The organism is Pseudomonas sp. B21_DOA, from assembly GCA_030544685.1.
In the GTDB taxonomy this organism is placed as follows: domain Bacteria; phylum Pseudomonadota; class Gammaproteobacteria; order Pseudomonadales; family Pseudomonadaceae; genus Aquipseudomonas; species Aquipseudomonas fluorescens_AO.
On record CP086683.1, the window covers coordinates 3,061,789 to 3,078,903 of the forward strand.

The 17,115-nt window shown below is 59.7% G+C and carries 15 protein-coding genes, 5 tRNA genes and 1 pseudogene; 16 read left to right on the forward strand and 5 right to left on the reverse strand.

All coding sequences use genetic code 11. From position 1 onward, the window contains the following. The first annotated feature begins 69 nt into the window (after positions 1–69). From LJU32_13900 to LJU32_13915, 4 genes and pseudogenes are all read left to right on the forward strand, one after another. A complete protein-coding gene (locus LJU32_13900) occupies positions 70–936 on the forward strand; it encodes a pirin family protein (protein ID WKV86966.1) in 867 nt (288 codons plus the stop codon). Positions 937–1,177: 241 nt separating this feature from the next. Then, the gene (locus tag LJU32_13905; protein WKV86967.1) at positions 1,178–2,620 is read left to right on the forward strand and encodes a mechanosensitive ion channel family protein; all 1,443 of its coding nucleotides are present in this window, start codon (positions 1,178–1,180) and stop codon (positions 2,618–2,620) included. A gap of 83 nt (positions 2,621–2,703) precedes the next feature. After that, entirely contained in the window at positions 2,704–3,498 is a 795-nt protein-coding gene (gene xth / locus LJU32_13910) for an exodeoxyribonuclease III (GenBank protein WKV86968.1), read from the forward strand. Between the two features lie 100 nt (positions 3,499–3,598). Further along, positions 3,599–4,431, forward strand: a pseudogene (locus tag LJU32_13915) (arylamine N-acetyltransferase). On the opposite strand, the gene LJU32_13920 reads toward LJU32_13915, so the two are convergent. After that, positions 4,428–4,763 carry a BrnA antitoxin family protein gene (locus LJU32_13920; GenBank protein WKV86969.1) on the reverse strand — a complete coding sequence of 112 codons (336 nt, stop codon included), beginning with the start codon at positions 4,761–4,763 and terminating at the stop codon, positions 4,428–4,430. The pseudogene LJU32_13915 and the gene LJU32_13920 overlap by 4 nt on opposite strands. A gap of 3 nt (positions 4,764–4,766) precedes the next feature. Then, positions 4,767–5,051 (reverse strand): BrnT family toxin, encoded by a 285-nt coding sequence (locus tag LJU32_13925; protein WKV86970.1) that lies wholly within the window; start codon positions 5,049–5,051, stop codon positions 4,767–4,769. Positions 5,052–5,302: 251 nt separating this feature from the next. Here LJU32_13925 and LJU32_13930 point away from each other — a divergent pair, with 251 nt between their 5' ends. Continuing rightward, positions 5,303–6,823 (forward strand): purine permease, encoded by a 1,521-nt coding sequence (locus tag LJU32_13930; GenBank protein WKV86971.1) that lies wholly within the window; start codon positions 5,303–5,305, stop codon positions 6,821–6,823. A 113-nt stretch (positions 6,824–6,936) separates the two neighbouring features. Here LJU32_13930 and LJU32_13935 read toward each other — a convergent pair. Next, positions 6,937–7,012 (reverse strand) — tRNA-Asn (locus LJU32_13935). Between the two features lie 219 nt (positions 7,013–7,231). On the opposite strand from LJU32_13935, the gene LJU32_13940 reads away from it, so the two are divergent. Beyond that, positions 7,232–7,462 (forward strand): hypothetical protein, encoded by a 231-nt coding sequence (locus tag LJU32_13940; GenBank protein WKV86972.1) that lies wholly within the window; start codon positions 7,232–7,234, stop codon positions 7,460–7,462. Here LJU32_13940 and LJU32_13945 read toward each other — a convergent pair. Continuing rightward, positions 7,459–7,659: a hypothetical protein gene (locus LJU32_13945; GenBank protein WKV86973.1), complete on the reverse strand. Its 201-nt coding sequence runs from the start codon at positions 7,657–7,659 to the stop codon at positions 7,459–7,461. The two genes, LJU32_13940 and LJU32_13945, sit on opposite strands and share 4 nt — an antisense overlap. 238 nt (positions 7,660–7,897) lie before the next feature. Continuing rightward, positions 7,898–9,094 carry an aspartate/tyrosine/aromatic aminotransferase gene (locus LJU32_13950; protein WKV86974.1) on the reverse strand — a complete coding sequence of 399 codons (1,197 nt, stop codon included), beginning with the start codon at positions 9,092–9,094 and terminating at the stop codon, positions 7,898–7,900. Positions 9,095–9,431: 337 nt separating this feature from the next. Here LJU32_13950 and uvrB point away from each other — a divergent pair, with 337 nt between their 5' ends. The 10 genes from uvrB (at position 9,432) to LJU32_14000 (ending at position 17,005) form a co-directional block, all read left to right on the forward strand. Next, positions 9,432–11,447, forward strand: a complete 2,016-nt coding sequence (uvrB, locus tag LJU32_13955; GenBank protein WKV86975.1) for an excinuclease ABC subunit UvrB — start codon at positions 9,432–9,434, stop codon at positions 11,445–11,447. A 163-nt stretch (positions 11,448–11,610) separates the two neighbouring features. Further along, positions 11,611–13,092 (forward strand): glutamate--tRNA ligase, encoded by a 1,482-nt coding sequence (gltX, locus tag LJU32_13960; protein ID WKV86976.1) that lies wholly within the window; start codon positions 11,611–11,613, stop codon positions 13,090–13,092. A 187-nt stretch (positions 13,093–13,279) separates the two neighbouring features. Then, positions 13,280–13,355, forward strand: a tRNA-Ala gene (locus tag LJU32_13965). A 79-nt stretch (positions 13,356–13,434) separates the two neighbouring features. Further along, positions 13,435–13,510: transfer RNA gene (locus LJU32_13970), tRNA-Glu, on the forward strand. 53 nt (positions 13,511–13,563) lie between these two features. Next, positions 13,564–13,639 (forward strand) — tRNA-Ala (locus LJU32_13975). A gap of 80 nt (positions 13,640–13,719) precedes the next feature. Beyond that, a tRNA-Glu gene (locus LJU32_13980) sits at positions 13,720–13,795 on the forward strand. A 182-nt stretch (positions 13,796–13,977) separates the two neighbouring features. After that, positions 13,978–14,517: a TetR/AcrR family transcriptional regulator gene (locus LJU32_13985; protein ID WKV86977.1), complete on the forward strand. Its 540-nt coding sequence runs from the start codon at positions 13,978–13,980 to the stop codon at positions 14,515–14,517. A 30-nt stretch (positions 14,518–14,547) separates the two neighbouring features. Continuing rightward, on the forward strand, positions 14,548–15,381 hold the full coding sequence (locus LJU32_13990; protein WKV86978.1) for an alpha/beta hydrolase: 834 nt from the start codon (positions 14,548–14,550) through the stop codon (positions 15,379–15,381). Between the two features lie 46 nt (positions 15,382–15,427). Beyond that, the gene (locus LJU32_13995; protein ID WKV86979.1) at positions 15,428–15,871 is read left to right on the forward strand and encodes an acyl-CoA thioesterase; all 444 of its coding nucleotides are present in this window, start codon (positions 15,428–15,430) and stop codon (positions 15,869–15,871) included. A gap of 174 nt (positions 15,872–16,045) precedes the next feature. Continuing rightward, complete coding sequence (locus tag LJU32_14000; GenBank protein ID WKV86980.1) at positions 16,046–17,005, forward strand: tRNA-dihydrouridine synthase; 960 nt, start codon at positions 16,046–16,048, stop codon at positions 17,003–17,005. Positions 17,006–17,115: the final 110 nt, after the last annotated feature.

The window sequence follows — 17,115 nt, forward strand, 5'->3', positions numbered from 1 at the left end:
CCACCCTCTAGTCGAATATTCGATATGCCTTTAGGCTTAATCCCAATGCATTTACCCATTGGAGACCCCATGAAAAACATCATCGGCATTTACACCAGCCCGCGCGGCCATTGGGTCGGCGATGGTTTCCCGGTGCGCACGCTGTTTTCCTATGACAACCTGGGCAAGCACATCAGCCCGTTTCTGCTGCTCGATCACGCCGGTCCCGCCGAATTCACCCCGACCACTGAACAGCGTGGCGTCGGCCAGCACCCGCACCGTGGTTTCGAGACCGTGACCATCGTTTACGACGGCGAAGTGCAACACCGCGATTCCACCGGCAGTGGCGGCACCATCGGCCCGGGTGATGTGCAGTGGATGACCGCAGCGTCCGGGATCCTCCACGAGGAATTTCACTCGGAAAACTTCGCCAGAACGGGCGGCAAGCTGGAAATGGTCCAGTTATGGGTCAACCTGCCGGCCAAGGATAAAATGGCTGCGCCGGGTTACCAGACCATTCTCGACCGGGATATTCCGAACATCGCGCTCAAGAACGAAGCCGGCAGCCTGCGGCTGATCGCCGGTGAATTCGACGGGCACACCGGACCGTCGCGGACGTTCACGCCGATCGACGTCTGGGATCTGCGCCTCAATGCCGGCAAGCTGCTGACGCTCGATCTGCACGAAGGACGCAACACCGCACTGGTGGTATTGAAAGGCTCGGTGCAGGTCAACGGCGCGGAATCGGTTGGGGTAGGGCAGTTGGCGCTGTTCGAGCGCGACGGTGATCAACTCACTCTCAAGGCCAGCGAGGACGCGGTGGTGTTGCTGCTCAGCGGCGAGCCGATCGACGAGCCGATCGTCGGCCATGGCCCATTCGTGATGAACACCGAGCAGGAAATCCATCAGGCGTTTGCCGACTTCCAGTCCGGACGCTTTGGCCGGATGCACGCCTAGCGCACAATTGTCCTGTAGGAGCTGCCGAAGGCTGCGATCTTTGATCTGATCGTTCCCACGCTCTGCGTGGGAATGCAGCCGGGACGCTCCGCGTCCCATAGCCTCAAGATCGCAGCCTTCGGCAGCTCCTACAGCATTTTTCAGGGTTTTCGCGGCGCTGTTCATCCGCTCAAATCAATTGCTCCTACACTGTGCCAATCTGTGCGATCTTCTCGCGATTGGCCTTTGTCGGAGTTGTTTAATGCTGTCTCTGCTGACCGAACATCCGTTGTTTTGCGCGTTGATCCTGATTCTGCTCGATCTGGGCCTGTGGCGGCTGATCAGCTCTCGCGGCAGCGAATGGAAACTGCTGGTGCGGGTGCTGATTTTTGCCCTGTTCAGCATTGTTCTGTTCAACGAAGGCCTCAACCCGATGGAACCGGCACCGTGGGCCGACAACGTCCCGCTGCATCTGGCGGCGACCGGGTTGCAGATCGGTTGGTGGCTGTTCGGCGCGCGCACCCTGACGGTGTTGATCGGCGCGGTGATGATGCAGCGCGTCGGCCACACCGGCCGACTGTTGCAGGACTTGCTGGGGGCAGTGATCTTCCTCATCGCCATCATTGCAGCGCTGGCGTACGTGCTCGATCTGCCGGTCAAAGGCGTACTGGCAACCTCCGGCGCGTTGGCGATCATTGTCGGTCTGGCCTTGCAGAGCACCTTGAGCGATGTGTTCTCCGGCATCGTCCTCAACACCACCAAACCCTATCAACTCGATGACTGGATCTCCATCGACGGCACCGAGGGCCGCGTCACCGACATCGACTGGCGCGCCACGCGTCTGCAAACCAGTCAGGGCAGCATGGCCGTCATTCCCAACTCGCTGGCGGCGAAAGCCAAAATCATCAACTTCAGCCGACCGAGCAATATGTTCGGCGTTTCCGTCAGCGTGCCCGTCAGCCCCCATGCCCGACCCAGTTCGGTGATCGAGGCGCTGGAGCGGGCGATGCAGGGCTGCCGGCAATTGCTCGACACACCGGCGCCGAGCGTGTCGTTGAAGAGTTCTGCCAGCGGCGGCGCGGAATATGAAATCAGCGGATTTGTTGCCTCGATGGGTGAAAAGCGCGTGGTGCGTAATCAGTTGTTCGACCTCGCTTACCGGCATTTGCAGGCCTCCGGGGTCAATCTGCTGTCAAGCAACGAGACCAGCGCCGTACCGCAGTTGTCGCGGCCACGGGCGCTGCTGGAAAGCTCACCGATCTTCTCGACCCTGCGCGAGGAAGAGAAAGACACCTTCAGCCAGAACATGACCCTGCAAACCTTTCGCGCCGGCGAGACGATCCTGGCGGGCGGGGAGGTCAGCGATCATTTGTTCATCATTGAATCCGGCGTGGTTTCGGTGACGCTAAAGCGCCACGGTGCGCCGCTGGAATCGGGACGCATGGGGCCGGGCGAGGTGATCGGCGAGGCCGGCATTCTCTCGGACACCGCGTTGCCGGCGGATTTTTCCGCGAAGACTTTCTGCGCGCTGTATCGCATCGAGAAGTCCTACTTGAAACCGTGCCTGGACGCGCGCCATGACATTCACGATGCGATGCAGGCATTGCTCGATTTCCGCCTGCACAAGGCGCAGTCGCTGACCGAGGAAACGCCCGTGATCGCGCCGAAAAGAGGCTTCCTGCAGTGGCTGCGTAATCGCGTCTGAGCTATTGCGTTGTCATTCGATGCAACCTGCGCAGCGCTCTCAGGGTCACAATTTTCATTCCCACCGGGCAGGAGTTGCGGACAATGAAAAACCTGCGGATCGCCACCTTCAACGTCAATGGCATGCGTGCACGGCTGCCAAATCTGCTGGAATGGCTCAAGCGCGAGCAACCGGACATCGTCTGCCTGCAAGAGCTCAAATCAGTCGACAGTGCATTTCCCGCCGCCGAACTGGAAGCCGCCGGTTACGGCGCGATCTGGCAGGGCCAGGCGTCATGGAATGGCGTGGCGATTCTGGCGCGCGATGCGCAGCCGCTGGAGAGCCGACGCGGTTTGCCCGGCGATCCCGATGACACCCACAGCCGTTATATCGAAGCGGCGGTGCACGGTGTGCTGGTCGGTTGCCTGTATCTGCCCAACGGCAACCCGCAGCCGGGGCCGAAATTCGATTACAAACTGGCCTGGTTCGAACGCCTGATCAATTACGCAAAAGACTTGCAGAGCAGCGATCACCCGGTGGTACTCGCCGGTGATTTCAATGTCGTGCCCACCGACATGGATATCTACAACACGCGCTCATGGCTCAAGGACGCCTTGCTGCAACCCGAAAGCCGCGAGTGCTACCAGCGACTGCTGGATCAGGGCTGGACCGATTCCCTGCGCCACGTGTATCCCGAAGAGCGCCTCTACACCTTCTGGGATTACTTCCGTAACCATTGGCAAACCAATTCCGGCCTGCGCATCGACCACCTGTTGCTCAACCCGGCATTGAGCCCGTATCTGCACGACGCCGGTGTTGACGCCTGGGTGCGCAACGAACCGCACGCCAGCGACCATGCGCCGACATGGATTCGCATCGCTTCGCGGAAAAAGCGCTGAGCGGGCGATTGGCGAAATCAATTGTCGAAAGCTGTGCCTGATCCCGTATACAGGGCAACATCAACGCAGTGTTCTGCGGCCCATGCATAAGGATCGAGCAATGAGTGTGGCACGGCTGACCAATACCAATCTGTACTTGCAACGTCTGGGTTTCGACACAGCGCCCTCGCCGACGCTGGCTACGTTGCGTCAATTGCAATTGCGCCACACCGGCGTCTTTCCTTTGAGAATCTGGCGACCATCACCGGGGCACTGGTATTGATCGATCTGCCATCCATTGAAGAGAAAATCCTGCGTGGCGGTCGCGGCGGCTATTGCTACGAACTCAACCACCTGTTCTTCGCACTGTTGCTGGAATTGGGCTTCGACGCGCGGGCAATCAGCGGGCGCGTGGTGATGAATCAACCGGAAGGCAGCTGGACAGCGCGAACTCATCGTTTGAGCCTGGTCACCATCGACGGCGTGCGCTACATCGCCGACGTCGGCTTCGGCGGCATGGTGCCGACCGCACCGCTGTTGCTCGACAGTGAAGATGAGCAACCCACCCCGCACGAACCCTATTGCATCGAAAAGCTGATCGACGGCTACCTGCTGCGCGCCAAAGTCGCGGGCGAGTGGCGGCCGATGTATCTGTTCGATTTGCAGCGCCAGGAACACATCGACTACACCGTTGGTAACTGGTACGTCTCGACGCATCCCGACTCACCCTTTGCCCAGCGCCTGATGGTCGCGCGCACTGGCGACGGCTGGCGCAAAACTCTGAACAACGGCAGTTTTGCCATTCATCACATGGGCGCGGACAGTGAGCGGCGCGAGGTGGCGGACATCGACGAGCTGATGAAATTGCTGCGGCGTGAATTTGACCTTCAGGTGCCTGATTCTCCGCGTGTGCGGCAAGCGCTGGCTCGGGTAATCGCACCAGCCTCCATCTAAGGCTTTACGTCAGGCTCCAATACGCGACGAATCTCGCCGATGGCCGCCGACAGCTTTCGCTCGAGACTCTTGAGATCGGTGGCGGTGATGCCTTTCTTGAATTGCCCCGACAGGCCCGAATCGTCAGAGCGGTCCAGCTGGCGTGCGCCATCAAGCAAAGCATGGCGAAGGGTGTTGTTGATCACAGTCTGGTAGCCAAAGCCCTCGGCTTCTGCGGCCGTACGCGCCGCTTCGATCACCGCGTCGTCAAGCATGATGGTGATGCGGGTCTTGCCCTTGTTCGGCGCTACTGCGCCGCGTTTACCTGCGGAAAAGTCATATTCGTCTTTCATCGGTCAAGCCTCCTGAAAATACGCGCGCCGTTCGCTGGGTGTGGCGAGACGTGCGGAAATGATTCGAACAACATTGGCTTCGCGGTAGCTGTAAGCAACGGCAAGCACACGACCTTTGGCATCGAGGCCGAGGGTAATCCAGCGTTGCTCGTCATGGTCGTTGTCCTCAAGTGTCAGTGCGCGTTCGTCATGGAAAACCGGTTCGGCTTCGGTGAGGCTGATGCCTTTGTGCTTGAGTTTGTTGGCTGCGTTTTTGCTTTTGTCGTACTGAATCTTGAATGACTTCATTATGCATACTTTATATGTATAAAAAAGAGCGCGACTGTACCGTCGGTCGCCGTGAACAATTCAGCCTAGTGGGCACTGGTGCGGACGCAGCGGGGATGTGTTGCCGGATTTGTTGGGGCAAGAAGTGCAGGCTAGAAGGTTGGATGGCTACCTAACCATTATGTGACTGATAAGTTGTATACAACTCTATGGACATTTGTCCTGAGTATTGAATACAGTGTGCGCATAACAAAAACCAGGGAACCCCCACCATGAAAACGCCCCATGTTTCACACCAACGGCCCGAGGACGAAAACCTCGGGGTCGGCGCGAATATGGCTTACGGCCTGCAACATGTTCTGACCATGTACGGCGGTATCGTTGCGGTGCCACTGATCATTGGCCAGGCGGCCGGTCTGTCGCCGGCGGACATTGGTCTGTTGATTGCTGCTTCATTGTTTGCGGGGGCTGGCGACACTGCTGCAAACCCTGGGTCTGCCGTTTTTGGCTGTCAGCTGCCGCTGGTTCAGGGCGTATCGTTCTCCGGCGTAGCGACCATGGTCGCGATCGTCAGCAGCGGCGGGGAGGGCGGTTTCCAATCGGTGCTGGGTGCGGTGATTGCCGCCTCGTTGATCGGCTTGCTGATCACGCCGGTGTTTTCACGCATCACCAAGTTCTTTCCGCCGCTGGTCACCGGCATTGTGATCACCACCATCGGCCTGACGCTGATGCCGGTGGCCGCACGCTGGGCGATGGGCGGCAACAGCCATGCGCCGGACTTCGGCAGCATGCAGAACATCGGTCTGGCGGCGGTCACGCTGGTGCTGGTGTTGCTGCTGAGCAAGGTTGGCAGCGCGACCATTTCTCGGCTGTCGATTCTGCTGGCCATGGTCATCGGCACGGTGCTGGCGGTGTTCCTCGGCATGGCGGATTTCTCCAGCGTCACCACCGGCCCCATGTTCGGCTTCCCGACACCGTTCCACTTCGGCATGCCGACCTTCCATTTCGCCGCGATTCTGTCGATGTGCATTGTGGTCATGGTGACCCTGGTGGAGACCTCGGCGGACATCCTCGCCGTCGGTGAGATCATCGGCACCAAGGTCGACTCCAAGCGCTTGGGCAACGGCCTGCGCGCCGACATGCTGTCGAGCATGTTTGCGCCGATCTTCGGTTCGTTTACGCAAAGTGCTTTCGCGCAGAACGTCGGTCTGGTGGCGGTGACCGGGATCAAGAGCCGTTTCGTGGTCGCCACCGGCGGCGTGTTCCTGGTGATCCTCGGCCTGTTGCCGTTCATGGGCCGGGTGATTGCAGCGGTGCCGACGTCGGTACTTGGCGGCGCCGGGATTGTGCTGTTCGGCACCGTGGCGGCCAGCGGCATTCGCACCTTGTCGAAGGTGGACTATCGCAACAACGTCAATCTGATCATCGTTGCCACCTCGATCGGTTTCGGCATGATCCCGATCGCCGCGCCGAACTTCTACGATCATTTCCCGAGCTGGTTCGCGACGATTTTCCATTCGGGCATCAGTTCATCAGCGATCATGGCGATCCTGCTCAACCTGGCCTTCAACCACTTCACGACCGGCAACTCGGATCAGCAGTCGGTGTTCGCCGCTGCGGAAGAGCGCACCCTGCGCTACCGCGATCTGGCCGCGCTGCGTGAAGGCGACTACTTCAGCGACGGCAAGCTGCATGATTGCGATGGCAAGGAAGTGCCGGTGATCGAGCCGGATGACCACGACCATGGGCACGGCGCGCCGAAGGTGCAAGTGAAAAGCAGCGAACATGTCTGACCGCCACTGCTGAAACAGAAAAGGCCGCTCTGCCCACGCAGATCGGCCTCTTAATATTTTTCGAGCACCCACAAAAAAGCCCCTGAACCTTGCGATTCAGGGGCTTTGCTATTTGGCTCCACAACCTGGACTCGAACCAGGGACCCAGTGATTAACAGTCACTTGCTCTACCAACTGAGCTATTGCGGAATTGGTGCGTATGTTACTGATTCAAAAAGAGAAGTCAAGCGCGGGTTGGTAACTTTTACGATTCATCAGGACGGACGGCATTTTGTCGGCGATTGGCGGTTACCAGAAAGGCCTCAGAGGTCTACCATGGCAGCCCGGAAGTGGTCACACGCGCTGCCGGCCATTCGCCGCAAAGGTACGCGCCATGACTCAAATCACCCGTAACACCGAGGTGCTCGCATGAGCACTGCACAGATCAGCCTGCCCAAAGGCATCGGCCCGCATGCCGAAAAACTCTTCGATGCAATCACTGGGGCAAGCACCGCCGAAGAATTGAACCGCGCTGGCGGCAAGGCCGAAGGTTTCGTCCTTGGTCTTGAAAGCAGCAAGGCCATCAAGAGCCAGGTCGCCGAATCGCTGTATGTGATTTACGACGATGCTGCCACTCAACGCTCGGCCGAGCTGACTTAACTGCCGAAGGTGATCGTGCCGAGCATGAGCTTGGCATAGGCTGCCGTCGCAGCCAGTTGCACCAGCCACAGGGCCAGGCCACCGAGGAATACCCCGGTGGCGACTTGCAGCACCAGGCTCTTTTCACGCTTGGCCGGAGCGCGCGGGATGAAATCATCCAGGTCATCACGGTCGGCGCGCAGGTTGTCGTTTTTCATATGGGTTCTCTTCAAAAATCTCGGGTGTACACAAAACCGGTAGGAGCTGCGGAACGCTGCGATCTTTTGATCTTGATCTTAAAACAAGATCAAAAGATCGCAGCCTCGTTTCACTCGTCAGCTCCTACCAGCTCCTACCGTTCAGAATTGTGTGCAGTCTAGAGTTGCAAGGCGTTTTCTGAGACAAATAAAAACGGGAAGCCGTTCAAGGCTTCCCGTTTTTCATCACGCGGCGAAATCAGATGACCTGAACGATCGCGTCCGTCACAGCCTTGATGTTGCTCTGGTTCAGCGCCGCCACGCAAATGCGACCCGTGTCCAGAGCGTAGATGCCGAATTCGTTACGCAGGCGATGCACTTGTTCAGTGGTCAGGCCGGAGTAGGAGAACATCCCGCGCTGACGACCGACGAAGCTGAAGTCGCGGCCTGGGGCTTTTTCCGCCAGCAGGGCCACCATCTGCTCGCGCATGCCGCGAATGCGCAGGCGCATTTCGGCCAGCTCGGCTTCCCACTGCGCGCGCAGTTCCGGGCTGTTCAGCACCGCAGCAACAATGCTGGCGCCGTGGGTCGGTGGGTTGGAGTAGTTGGTGCGGATCACGCGTTTGACCTGCGACAGCACGCGCGCGCTTTCTTCTTTCGATTCGCTGATGATCGACAGCGCGCCAACGCGTTCGCCGTACAGCGAGAACGACTTGGAGAACGAGCTCGAGACGAAAAAGGTCAGGCCGGATTCAGCGAACAGGCGCACAGCGGCGGCGTCTTCATCGATGCCATCGCCGAAACCCTGATAAGCCATGTCGAGGAACGGCACGTGACCTTTGGCCTTGACCATTTCCAGCACCTTGTTCCAGTCCGCCGGGGTCAGGTCGACGCCGGTCGGGTTGTGGCAGCAAGCGTGCAGGATAACGATCGAGCCGTCCGGCAGGGCGTTGAGGTCGTCGAGCATGCCGGCACGGTTCACGTCGTGGGTGGCAGCGTCGTAGTAACGGTAGTTCTGCACCGGGAACCCGGCGGTTTCGAACAGTGCACGGTGGTTTTCCCAGCTCGGATCGCTGATCGCCACGACGGCGTTCGGCAGCAGTTGCTTGAGGAAGTCGGCACCGATTTTCAGTGCGCCAGTGCCGCCGACGGCCTGAGTGGTGATGACGCGACCGGCGCTGATCAGCGGCGAGTCGTTGCCGAACAGCAGCTTCTGCACAGCCTGGTCGTAGGCAGCGATGCCATCGATTGGCAGGTAACCGCGCGAAGCGTGTTGCGCGACGCGAATCGTCTCGGCTTCGATCACTGCGCGCAGCAGTGGAATTCGCCCCTCTTCGTTGCAGTAGACGCCCACACCCAGGTTGACCTTGGTGGTCCGGGTATCGGCGTTGAATGCTTCGTTGAGACCCAGGATTGGATCGCGGGGTGCCATTTCGACAGCGGAGAACAGGCTCATTATTACGGCGGCTCTGAATGGAGAGTGGAGGGACGTGTAGCGCTCCAGCCGAATGCACTAGAGCGGTGCACAAACGGGGAGCTAGTATAGAGGCCATCACCGCGCAATGGCGACAGGCGAATCGGCTTTTGCGGTAAGTTTTTCCGATTATTTCTTGACCGTTAGTCGATTGACTTTGTCAGAGTCTTTACCGGATGTAGGACGTTTGCCTTGAAAGCCCGGGCAATCGCCACCACATTAAGCACAATCCAGATTTTTCTTGCGCGACATCGGTCGTTTGCGGTCGTCCTCGCGGTGCTCCGTCTGACTCGGAAATGCCGCGATTCCAGAGGTGTGTATGTCGGAATTCCAGCTAGTCACCCGCTTCGAGCCCGCCGGCGATCAGCCGGAAGCCATTCGCCAGTTGGTAGAAGGCATTGAAGCCGGGCTGGCGCACCAGACACTGCTCGGTGTGACCGGCTCGGGCAAGACTTTCAGCATCGCCAACGTCATCTCCCAGGTACAGCGTCCGACGCTGGTGCTGGCGCCGAACAAGACCCTGGCCGCGCAGTTGTACGGGGAGTTCAAGGCGTTCTTCCCGAACAACGCCGTGGAATATTTCGTTTCCTACTACGACTACTACCAGCCCGAAGCGTATGTGCCGTCGTCCGACACCTTCATCGAGAAGGACGCGTCGATCAACGACCACATCGAGCAGATGCGCCTGTCCGCAACCAAAGCGTTGCTCGAGCGCAAGGACGCGATCATCGTCACCACGGTGTCGTGCATCTACGGTCTGGGCAGTCCTGAAACCTATCTGAAAATGGTCTTGCACGTGGATCGCGGCGACAAGCTCGATCAGCGCGCGCTGCTGCGGCGCTTGGCGGACTTGCAGTACACCCGCAACGATATGGATTTCGCCCGGGCAACGTTCCGCGTGCGCGGCGACGTGATCGATATCTTCCCGGCGGAATCGGATCTGGAAGCGATTCGTATCGAGCTGTTCGATGACGAGGTCGAGAGCATTTCCGCCTTCGATCCGCTGACCGGCGAAGTCATCCGCAAGATGCCGCGCTTCACCTTCTATCCGAAGAGCCACTACGTGACGCCTCGGGAAACCCTGCTCGACGCCATCGAAGGCATCAAGGTCGAATTACAGGAGCGCCTCGAATACCTGCGCAGCAACAACAAACTGGTGGAAGCCCAGCGTCTGGAACAGCGCACCCGTTTCGATCTGGAGATGATCCTCGAACTGGGTTACTGCAACGGCATCGAAAACTACTCACGTTACCTGTCCGGGCGTCCATCCGGCGCGGCGCCACCCACGCTTTACGACTACTTGCCCGCCGACGCGCTGTTGGTCATCGACGAATCCCACGTCAGCGTGCCGCAGGTCGGTGCGATGTATAAGGGCGACCGTTCGCGCAAGGAAACCCTGGTCGAGTACGGCTTCCGCCTGCCTTCGGCGCTGGATAACCGGCCCATGCGTTTCGACGAGTGGGAAGGGGTCAGCCCGCAGACCATTTTCGTCTCGGCGACGCCCGGCAACTATGAAACCGAGCACGCCGGGCGCGTGGTCGAACAAGTAGTGCGGCCGACCGGTCTGGTCGACCCGCAGGTTGAAGTGCGGCCGGCGCTGACCCAGGTCGATGACTTGCTCTCGGAAATCACCAAACGCGTGGCGATAGAAGAGCGGGTGCTGGTCACCACGCTGACCAAGCGCATGGCCGAAGACCTGACCGATTACCTCGCCGACCACGGCGTGCGCGTGCGTTACCTGCACTCGGACATTGACACCGTCGAGCGCGTCGAGATCATCCGCGACTTGCGCCTCGGCGTGTTCGATGTGCTGGTCGGGATCAACCTGCTGCGTGAAGGCCTCGATATGCCGGAAGTGTCACTTGTGGCGATTCTCGACGCCGACAAGGAAGGCTTCCTGCGCTCCGAGCGCTCGCTGATCCAGACCATCGGTCGCGCCGCGCGTAACCTCAATGGCCGGGCGATTCTCTACGCCGATCGCATGACCGGTTCGATGGAGCGGGCGATTGGCGAGACCGAGCGCCGTCGCGAGAAACAGATCGCTTTCAACCTTGAGAACGGCATCACCCCGAAAGGCGTGATCAAGGATGTTGCCGACATCATGGAAGGCGCCACCGTGCCGGGTTCGCGCAGCAAGAAGCGCAAAGGCATGGCCAAGGCCGCCGAAGAGAACGCCAAGTACGAAGCCGAGTTGCGCTCGCCCAGCGAAATCACCAAACGCATCCGCGCGCTGGAAGAGAAGATGTACCAACTGGCGCGGGATCTGGAATTCGAAGCAGCGGCGCAGATGCGCGATGAGATTGCCAAACTGCGCGAGCGATTGCTTACGGTATAAGGGATCGTTCCTTGTGGGAGCGAGCCTGCTCGGGAATGGCCTTCACACAATCGGAAGGCCTTAGGGTATCTGGCTTAAATACCTGCCCGCTGGAGCGGGGCGGGTGTCGCCTGTTACCATTCGCCGCTTGATTGTTCTGCTCTTCATTTTTTCGAGACAAGCCATGACCACCGTCCGCACTCGCATCGCGCCATCGCCTACCGGGGACCCCCACGTAGGTACCGCTTACATCGCATTGTTCAACTACTGCTTTGCCAAGCAGCACGGCGGTGAGTTCATCCTGCGCATCGAAGACACCGATCAGTTGCGTTCGACCCGCGAGTCCGAACAGCAGATCTTCGACGCCCTGCGCTGGCTCGGTATCGACTGGAGCGAAGGCCCGGACGTCGGCGGCCCGCACGGCCCATACCGGCAGAGCGAGCGCGGCGATATCTATCAGAAGTACTGCCAGCAACTGGTCGACATGGGCCATGCGTTCCCGTGCTTCTGCACCGCTGAAGAACTCGATCAGATGCGCGCCGAGCAAATGGCTCGCGGCGAAACCCCGCGCTACGACGGCCGCGCACTGTTGCTGTCGAAGGAAGAAGTCGCGGCGCGCCTGGCTGCTGGCGAACCGCACGTGATTCGCATGAAGGTGCCGAGCGAAGGCGTCTGCGTGGTGCCGGACATGCTGCGTGGCGACGTCGAGATCCCGTGGGATCGCATGGACATGCAAGTGCTGATGAAGACCGACGGCCTGCCGACGTACTTCCTCGCCAACGTGGTCGACGATCACCTGATGGGCATCACCCACGTGCTGCGTGGCGAAGAGTGGCTGCCATCGGCCCCGAAACTGATCTTGCTCTACGAATACTTCGGCTGGGAACAACCAGAGCTGTGCTACATGCCGCTGCTGCGCAACCCGGACAAGAGCAAGCTGTCCAAGCGCAAGAACCCGACCTCGGTGACGTTCTACGAGCGCATGGGCTTCATGCCGGAAGCGATGCTCAACTACCTCGGGCGCATGGGCTGGTCGATGCCGGACGAGCGCGAGAAGTTCTCGCTGCAGGAAATGGTCGACAATTTTGACCTCAAGCGGGTGTCCCTCGGCGGGCCGATCTTCGACATCGAGAAGCTGTCGTGGCTCAACGGCCAGTGGCTGCGCGACCTGCCTGTGGAAGAATTCGCTGCGCGGGTGCAGAAGTGGGCGTTCAATCCCGAGTACATGATGAAGATCGCGCCGCACGTGCAGGGCCGGGTTGAAACCTTCAGCCAGGTCGCACCGCTGGCGGGGTTCTTCTTTGCCGGCGGCGTGAGTCCGGATGCCAAGCTGTTCGAGTCGAAAAAACTCTCCGGCGATCAGGTTCGTCAGTTGATGCAGTTGATCCTGTGGAAGCTGGAAAGCCTGCGTCAGTGGGAGAAGGACAGCATCACCGCGACGATCCAGGCGGTAGTCGAATCGCTCGAATTGAAACTGCGCGATGCGATGCCGCTGATGTTTGCTGCGATCACCGGGCAGGCGAGTTCGGTGTCGGTGCTCGATGCGATGGAAATCCTCGGCCCGGACCTGACCCGTTTCCGCTTGCGACAGGCGATTGACCTGCTGGGTGGCGTGTCGAAGAAAGAAAACAAAGAGTGGGAAAAGCTCTTGGGCGCCATCGCCTGATTGCTTTTGCTTCTTTGCAGGACTGCCGAAGGCTGCGATCTTTTGATCCTGCCTTCGGCGTTTCTCCCGAATTTACGGGGAGGGCGGTAAGTGATTGTTATCCCGGCAAAAAATTTTGAAATTTTTCAAAAATAAGTTTGACAGGCTTTCGATACGCCCTTAAGATTCGCCCCGTCCTCAGCGATGAGGGGCTATAGCTCAGCTGGGAGAGCGCTTGCATGGCATGCAAGAGGTCGACGGTTCGATCCCGTCTAGCTCCACCAATTTACACTTCGAGGTCTGGCCACACCGGCCTTGAAGCGATCAACACTCAGCGTTGATCAGTTGTATAGAAGGGTTTGCGTCCCCTTCGTCTAGTGGCCTAGGACACCGCCCTTTCACGGCGGTAACAGGGGTTCGAGTCCCCTAGGGGACGCCAGTTTTACAGAAGTGATGTTGCAAGAGATCACTCCGCCGCGAGGCGAAAAATCCGGGGCTATAGCTCAGCTGGGAGAGCGCCTGCATGGCATGCAGGAGGTCAGCGGTTCGATCCCGCTTAGCTCCACCAATTTTACAGTTCAAGGTCTGGCCACACCGGCCTTGAATCGATCAGCTCTCAGCACTGATCAGTTGTATAGAAGGGTTTGTGTCCCCTTCGTCTAGTGGCCTAGGACACCGCCCTTTCACGGCGGTAACAGGGGTTCGAGTCCCCTAGGGGACGCCACGATTACCCGCTCTGCGGGATTTTATAAGGGTCATTCAATTATTGAATGGCCCTTTTGTTTGTCTGGCGTTTGGCCAATTCTCCATTTTCCTTACACTGTGCTTCAGACCAGCGGTCATATTCATGACTTGCGTAATATTATTATGCGAATAATATTCTAGTCGTAATATTCGGAGGCAACGATGAACGATAAAAAAGCTCAAACCCGCGAACGCATCCTCAAGGCTGCCAGCGCTGCACTGATTCAGCGCGGCCCGGCAGATCCGAGCGTGGGCGAAGTGATGGGCGCAGCCGGCCTGACCGTCGGCGGCTTCTACGCACACTTCGAAAGCAAGGACGCGATGATGCTCGAAGCGTTCAAGCAACTGCTGGGCCGCCGTCGCGACTTGATTGCCGACATGGATGCCGATCTGACCGGCGAAGAGCGTCGCGCCTTGGTGGCTGCGTTTTACCTGTCGCGCAAGCACCGGGATTCCAGCGACGCGGCGTGCCCGATTCCGGCTTCGATTGGTGAATTGGGGCGTTTGCCGGAGTCGTTTCGCATCGCGCTGAACGAGCATCTGGAGCTGATGGTCGCGCAACTGGCGGCCAGCCCGGAAGACACCGACAAGGCTCTGGCCGACGTCGCGCTGATGGTGGGCGGTCTGGCGCTGGCAAGAGCGCTGGGCCCGGGAGAGTTATCCGATCGACTGCTGCGCGCTGCCAAGTCGGCGGTGCGTTGACCTGAAGGCAGCAAGCCTGAGGAGAGAGCGATGAACGCGTTGAAGTGGGTTCGTGGCGTTAACGGTACCTTGGGCTGGTTTGCACCGAAGCTGGTGGCAAGCAAAATGCGTCTGGCGTTCATGACGCCCCGCGCGCTACCGCTGCGGGATTGGGAGCTGCCGCTGTTGGCCAGCTCCGAACGCATCACGTTGCGCTTCGGCCTGTCGGCGCTGCGCTGGGGCCAAGGCCCTACGGTGCTGCTGATGCATGGTTGGGAAGGGCGGCCAACGCAATTCGCTTCGCTGATCCATGCGCTGGTCGATGCCGGTTATACAGTCGTCGCACTCGACGGCCCGGCCCATGGTCGCTCCCCTGGGCGCGAAGCCAATGTGGTGCTGTTCGCTCGCGCCATGCTTGAAGCCGCTGCCGAATTGCCGCCGCTGCAAGCCGTTATCGGACACTCCATGGGCGGCGCCAGCGCGATGCTCGCCGTGCAATTGGGGCTACGCACTGAAACCCTGGTCAGCATCGCCGCTCCGTCGAGGATTCTCGGCGTACTGCGCGGATTCGCGCGCATGGTCGGCATGCCGCCGCGCGCGCGCTCGGCGTTCATTCGTCAAGTCGAGCAGGACGTCGGCATGCGCGCCGCGACGCTTGACGTTGCCCACTATCAACTGGATATGCCCGGCCTGATCGTGCATGCCGAGGACGACAATTTCGTCTCGGTAAAGGAATCGCAATTGATTCACGAAGCCTGGTTCGACAGTCGCCTGCTGCGCCTGGAAAGCGGCGGCCATCAACGCGTGCTGGCCGACCCTCGAGTGATTGATGGTGTGTTATCACTGCTTGCCGGTCGCAGCCTTCAGGCGCGCCAATCGGCCTGAGCTCCGTTACACTGCCCCGGTTGAAAACTTTGACCGGGAGTGGGGCATGGGCTGGGATCGGGCAACGCCGTTTACCATTGATCTGCAAGTAGGCACCGAAGACATCGACGGGCTCGGGCACGCCAACAACGCGGTGTACGTGACCTGGCTCGAGCGCTGCGCCTGGCGCCACTCGCAGCGCCTCGGCCTGGACCTGGTCGAGTATCGGCGGCTGGATCGGGCGATGGCTGTCGTCCGCCACGAAATCGATTACCTGGCCGCCGCCTATGAAGGTGATGAATTGCAACTGGCGACCTGGATCGTCGACTGGGACCAGCGCCTGAAAATGACTCGACATTTCCAACTCAAACGCCCCAGCGACAACGCCACCCTGTTGCGCGCGCAGACCACGTTTGTCTGCATCGAGCTGTCGACCGGCAAGCCCAAGCGCATGCCCGCTGAATTTATCGAAGGCTATGGCCCGGCGATCCATATTGCAGAGGCGATGTAAATCTCACCCTGTGGGAGCGAGCCTGCTCGCGAAAGCGTTAGGTCAGTCACGCATGCATGAGCTGACAGACCGTCTTCGCGAGCAGGCTCGCTCCCACAGAGATATGTGTTGTCCTGCGGTTTTACGCGATATCCAGTAAACTGCCGCACGTTTTTCTCCAAGTAGTGTTTCCCCATGCAAATTGCTCTGGCGCCCATGGAAGGGTTGGTCGACGACATCCTGCGCGACGTGCTGACCCGCGTTGGCGGCATTGATTGGTGCGTGACCGAATTCATTCGGGTCAACGACCAGTTGCTCACACCGGCTTACTTCCACAAGTTTGGCCCCGAGCTGCTCAACGGTGCTCGCACCGCGTCCGGTGTGCCGCTGCGCGTGCAATTGCTCGGTTCCGATCCGGTGTGCCTGGCGGAAAACGCCGCGCTGGCCTGCGAGCTTGGCTCGGAAGTGATCGATCTGAACTTCGGCTGCCCGGCCAAGACCGTCAACAAATCCCGCGGCGGTGCCGTGCTGCTCAAGGAACCGGAACTGCTCAACCAGATCGTCGAGCACGTCCGTCGCGCCGTACCGGCGCACATCCCGGTCACGGCAAAAATGCGTCTGGGTTTCGACAGCCCTGACGGCTCGCTGGTCTGCGCCACGGCGCTGGCCGAAGGCGGGGCAGAGCACATCGTCGTGCATGCGCGGACGAAAATGGACGGCTACAAACCGCCTGCTCATTGGGAGTGGATCCCACGTGTGCAGGACGTGGTCAAGGTGCCGGTGTTTGCCAACGGGGACATCTGGAGCGTCGAAGACTGGCGTCGGTGCCGCGAAATCAGCGGTGTCGAAGACATCATGCTCGGTCGGGGTCTGGTCTCCCGCCCGGATCTCGCTCGGCAGATCGCTGCGGCGCGCGCTGGGGAAGAGGTCGTCGAGATGACCTGGGCCGAGCTGATGCCGCTGATTCAGGACTTTTGGCTGCAGGCCAAGGCGCAAATGACCGCGCGCCAATCGCCCGGTCGCCTCAAGCAATGGCTGGCCATGCTGACGCGCAACTACCCGCAAGCCGTCGAGCTTTTCACTGTTCTACGCCGCGAAACCGAGCCGGATCAGGTCTCGCGTTTGCTCGGATTGCCGCTCGTCGAAGCTGTATGAAAAAACTCAAAATAATCTCTTGAAATCAAAACAGCGGTCCCTATCTAAGGGTTACGCGATGCCGAATTCGGGTCGCGGAGACACAAAACCTTGCTGATTGTTTTCAGGAG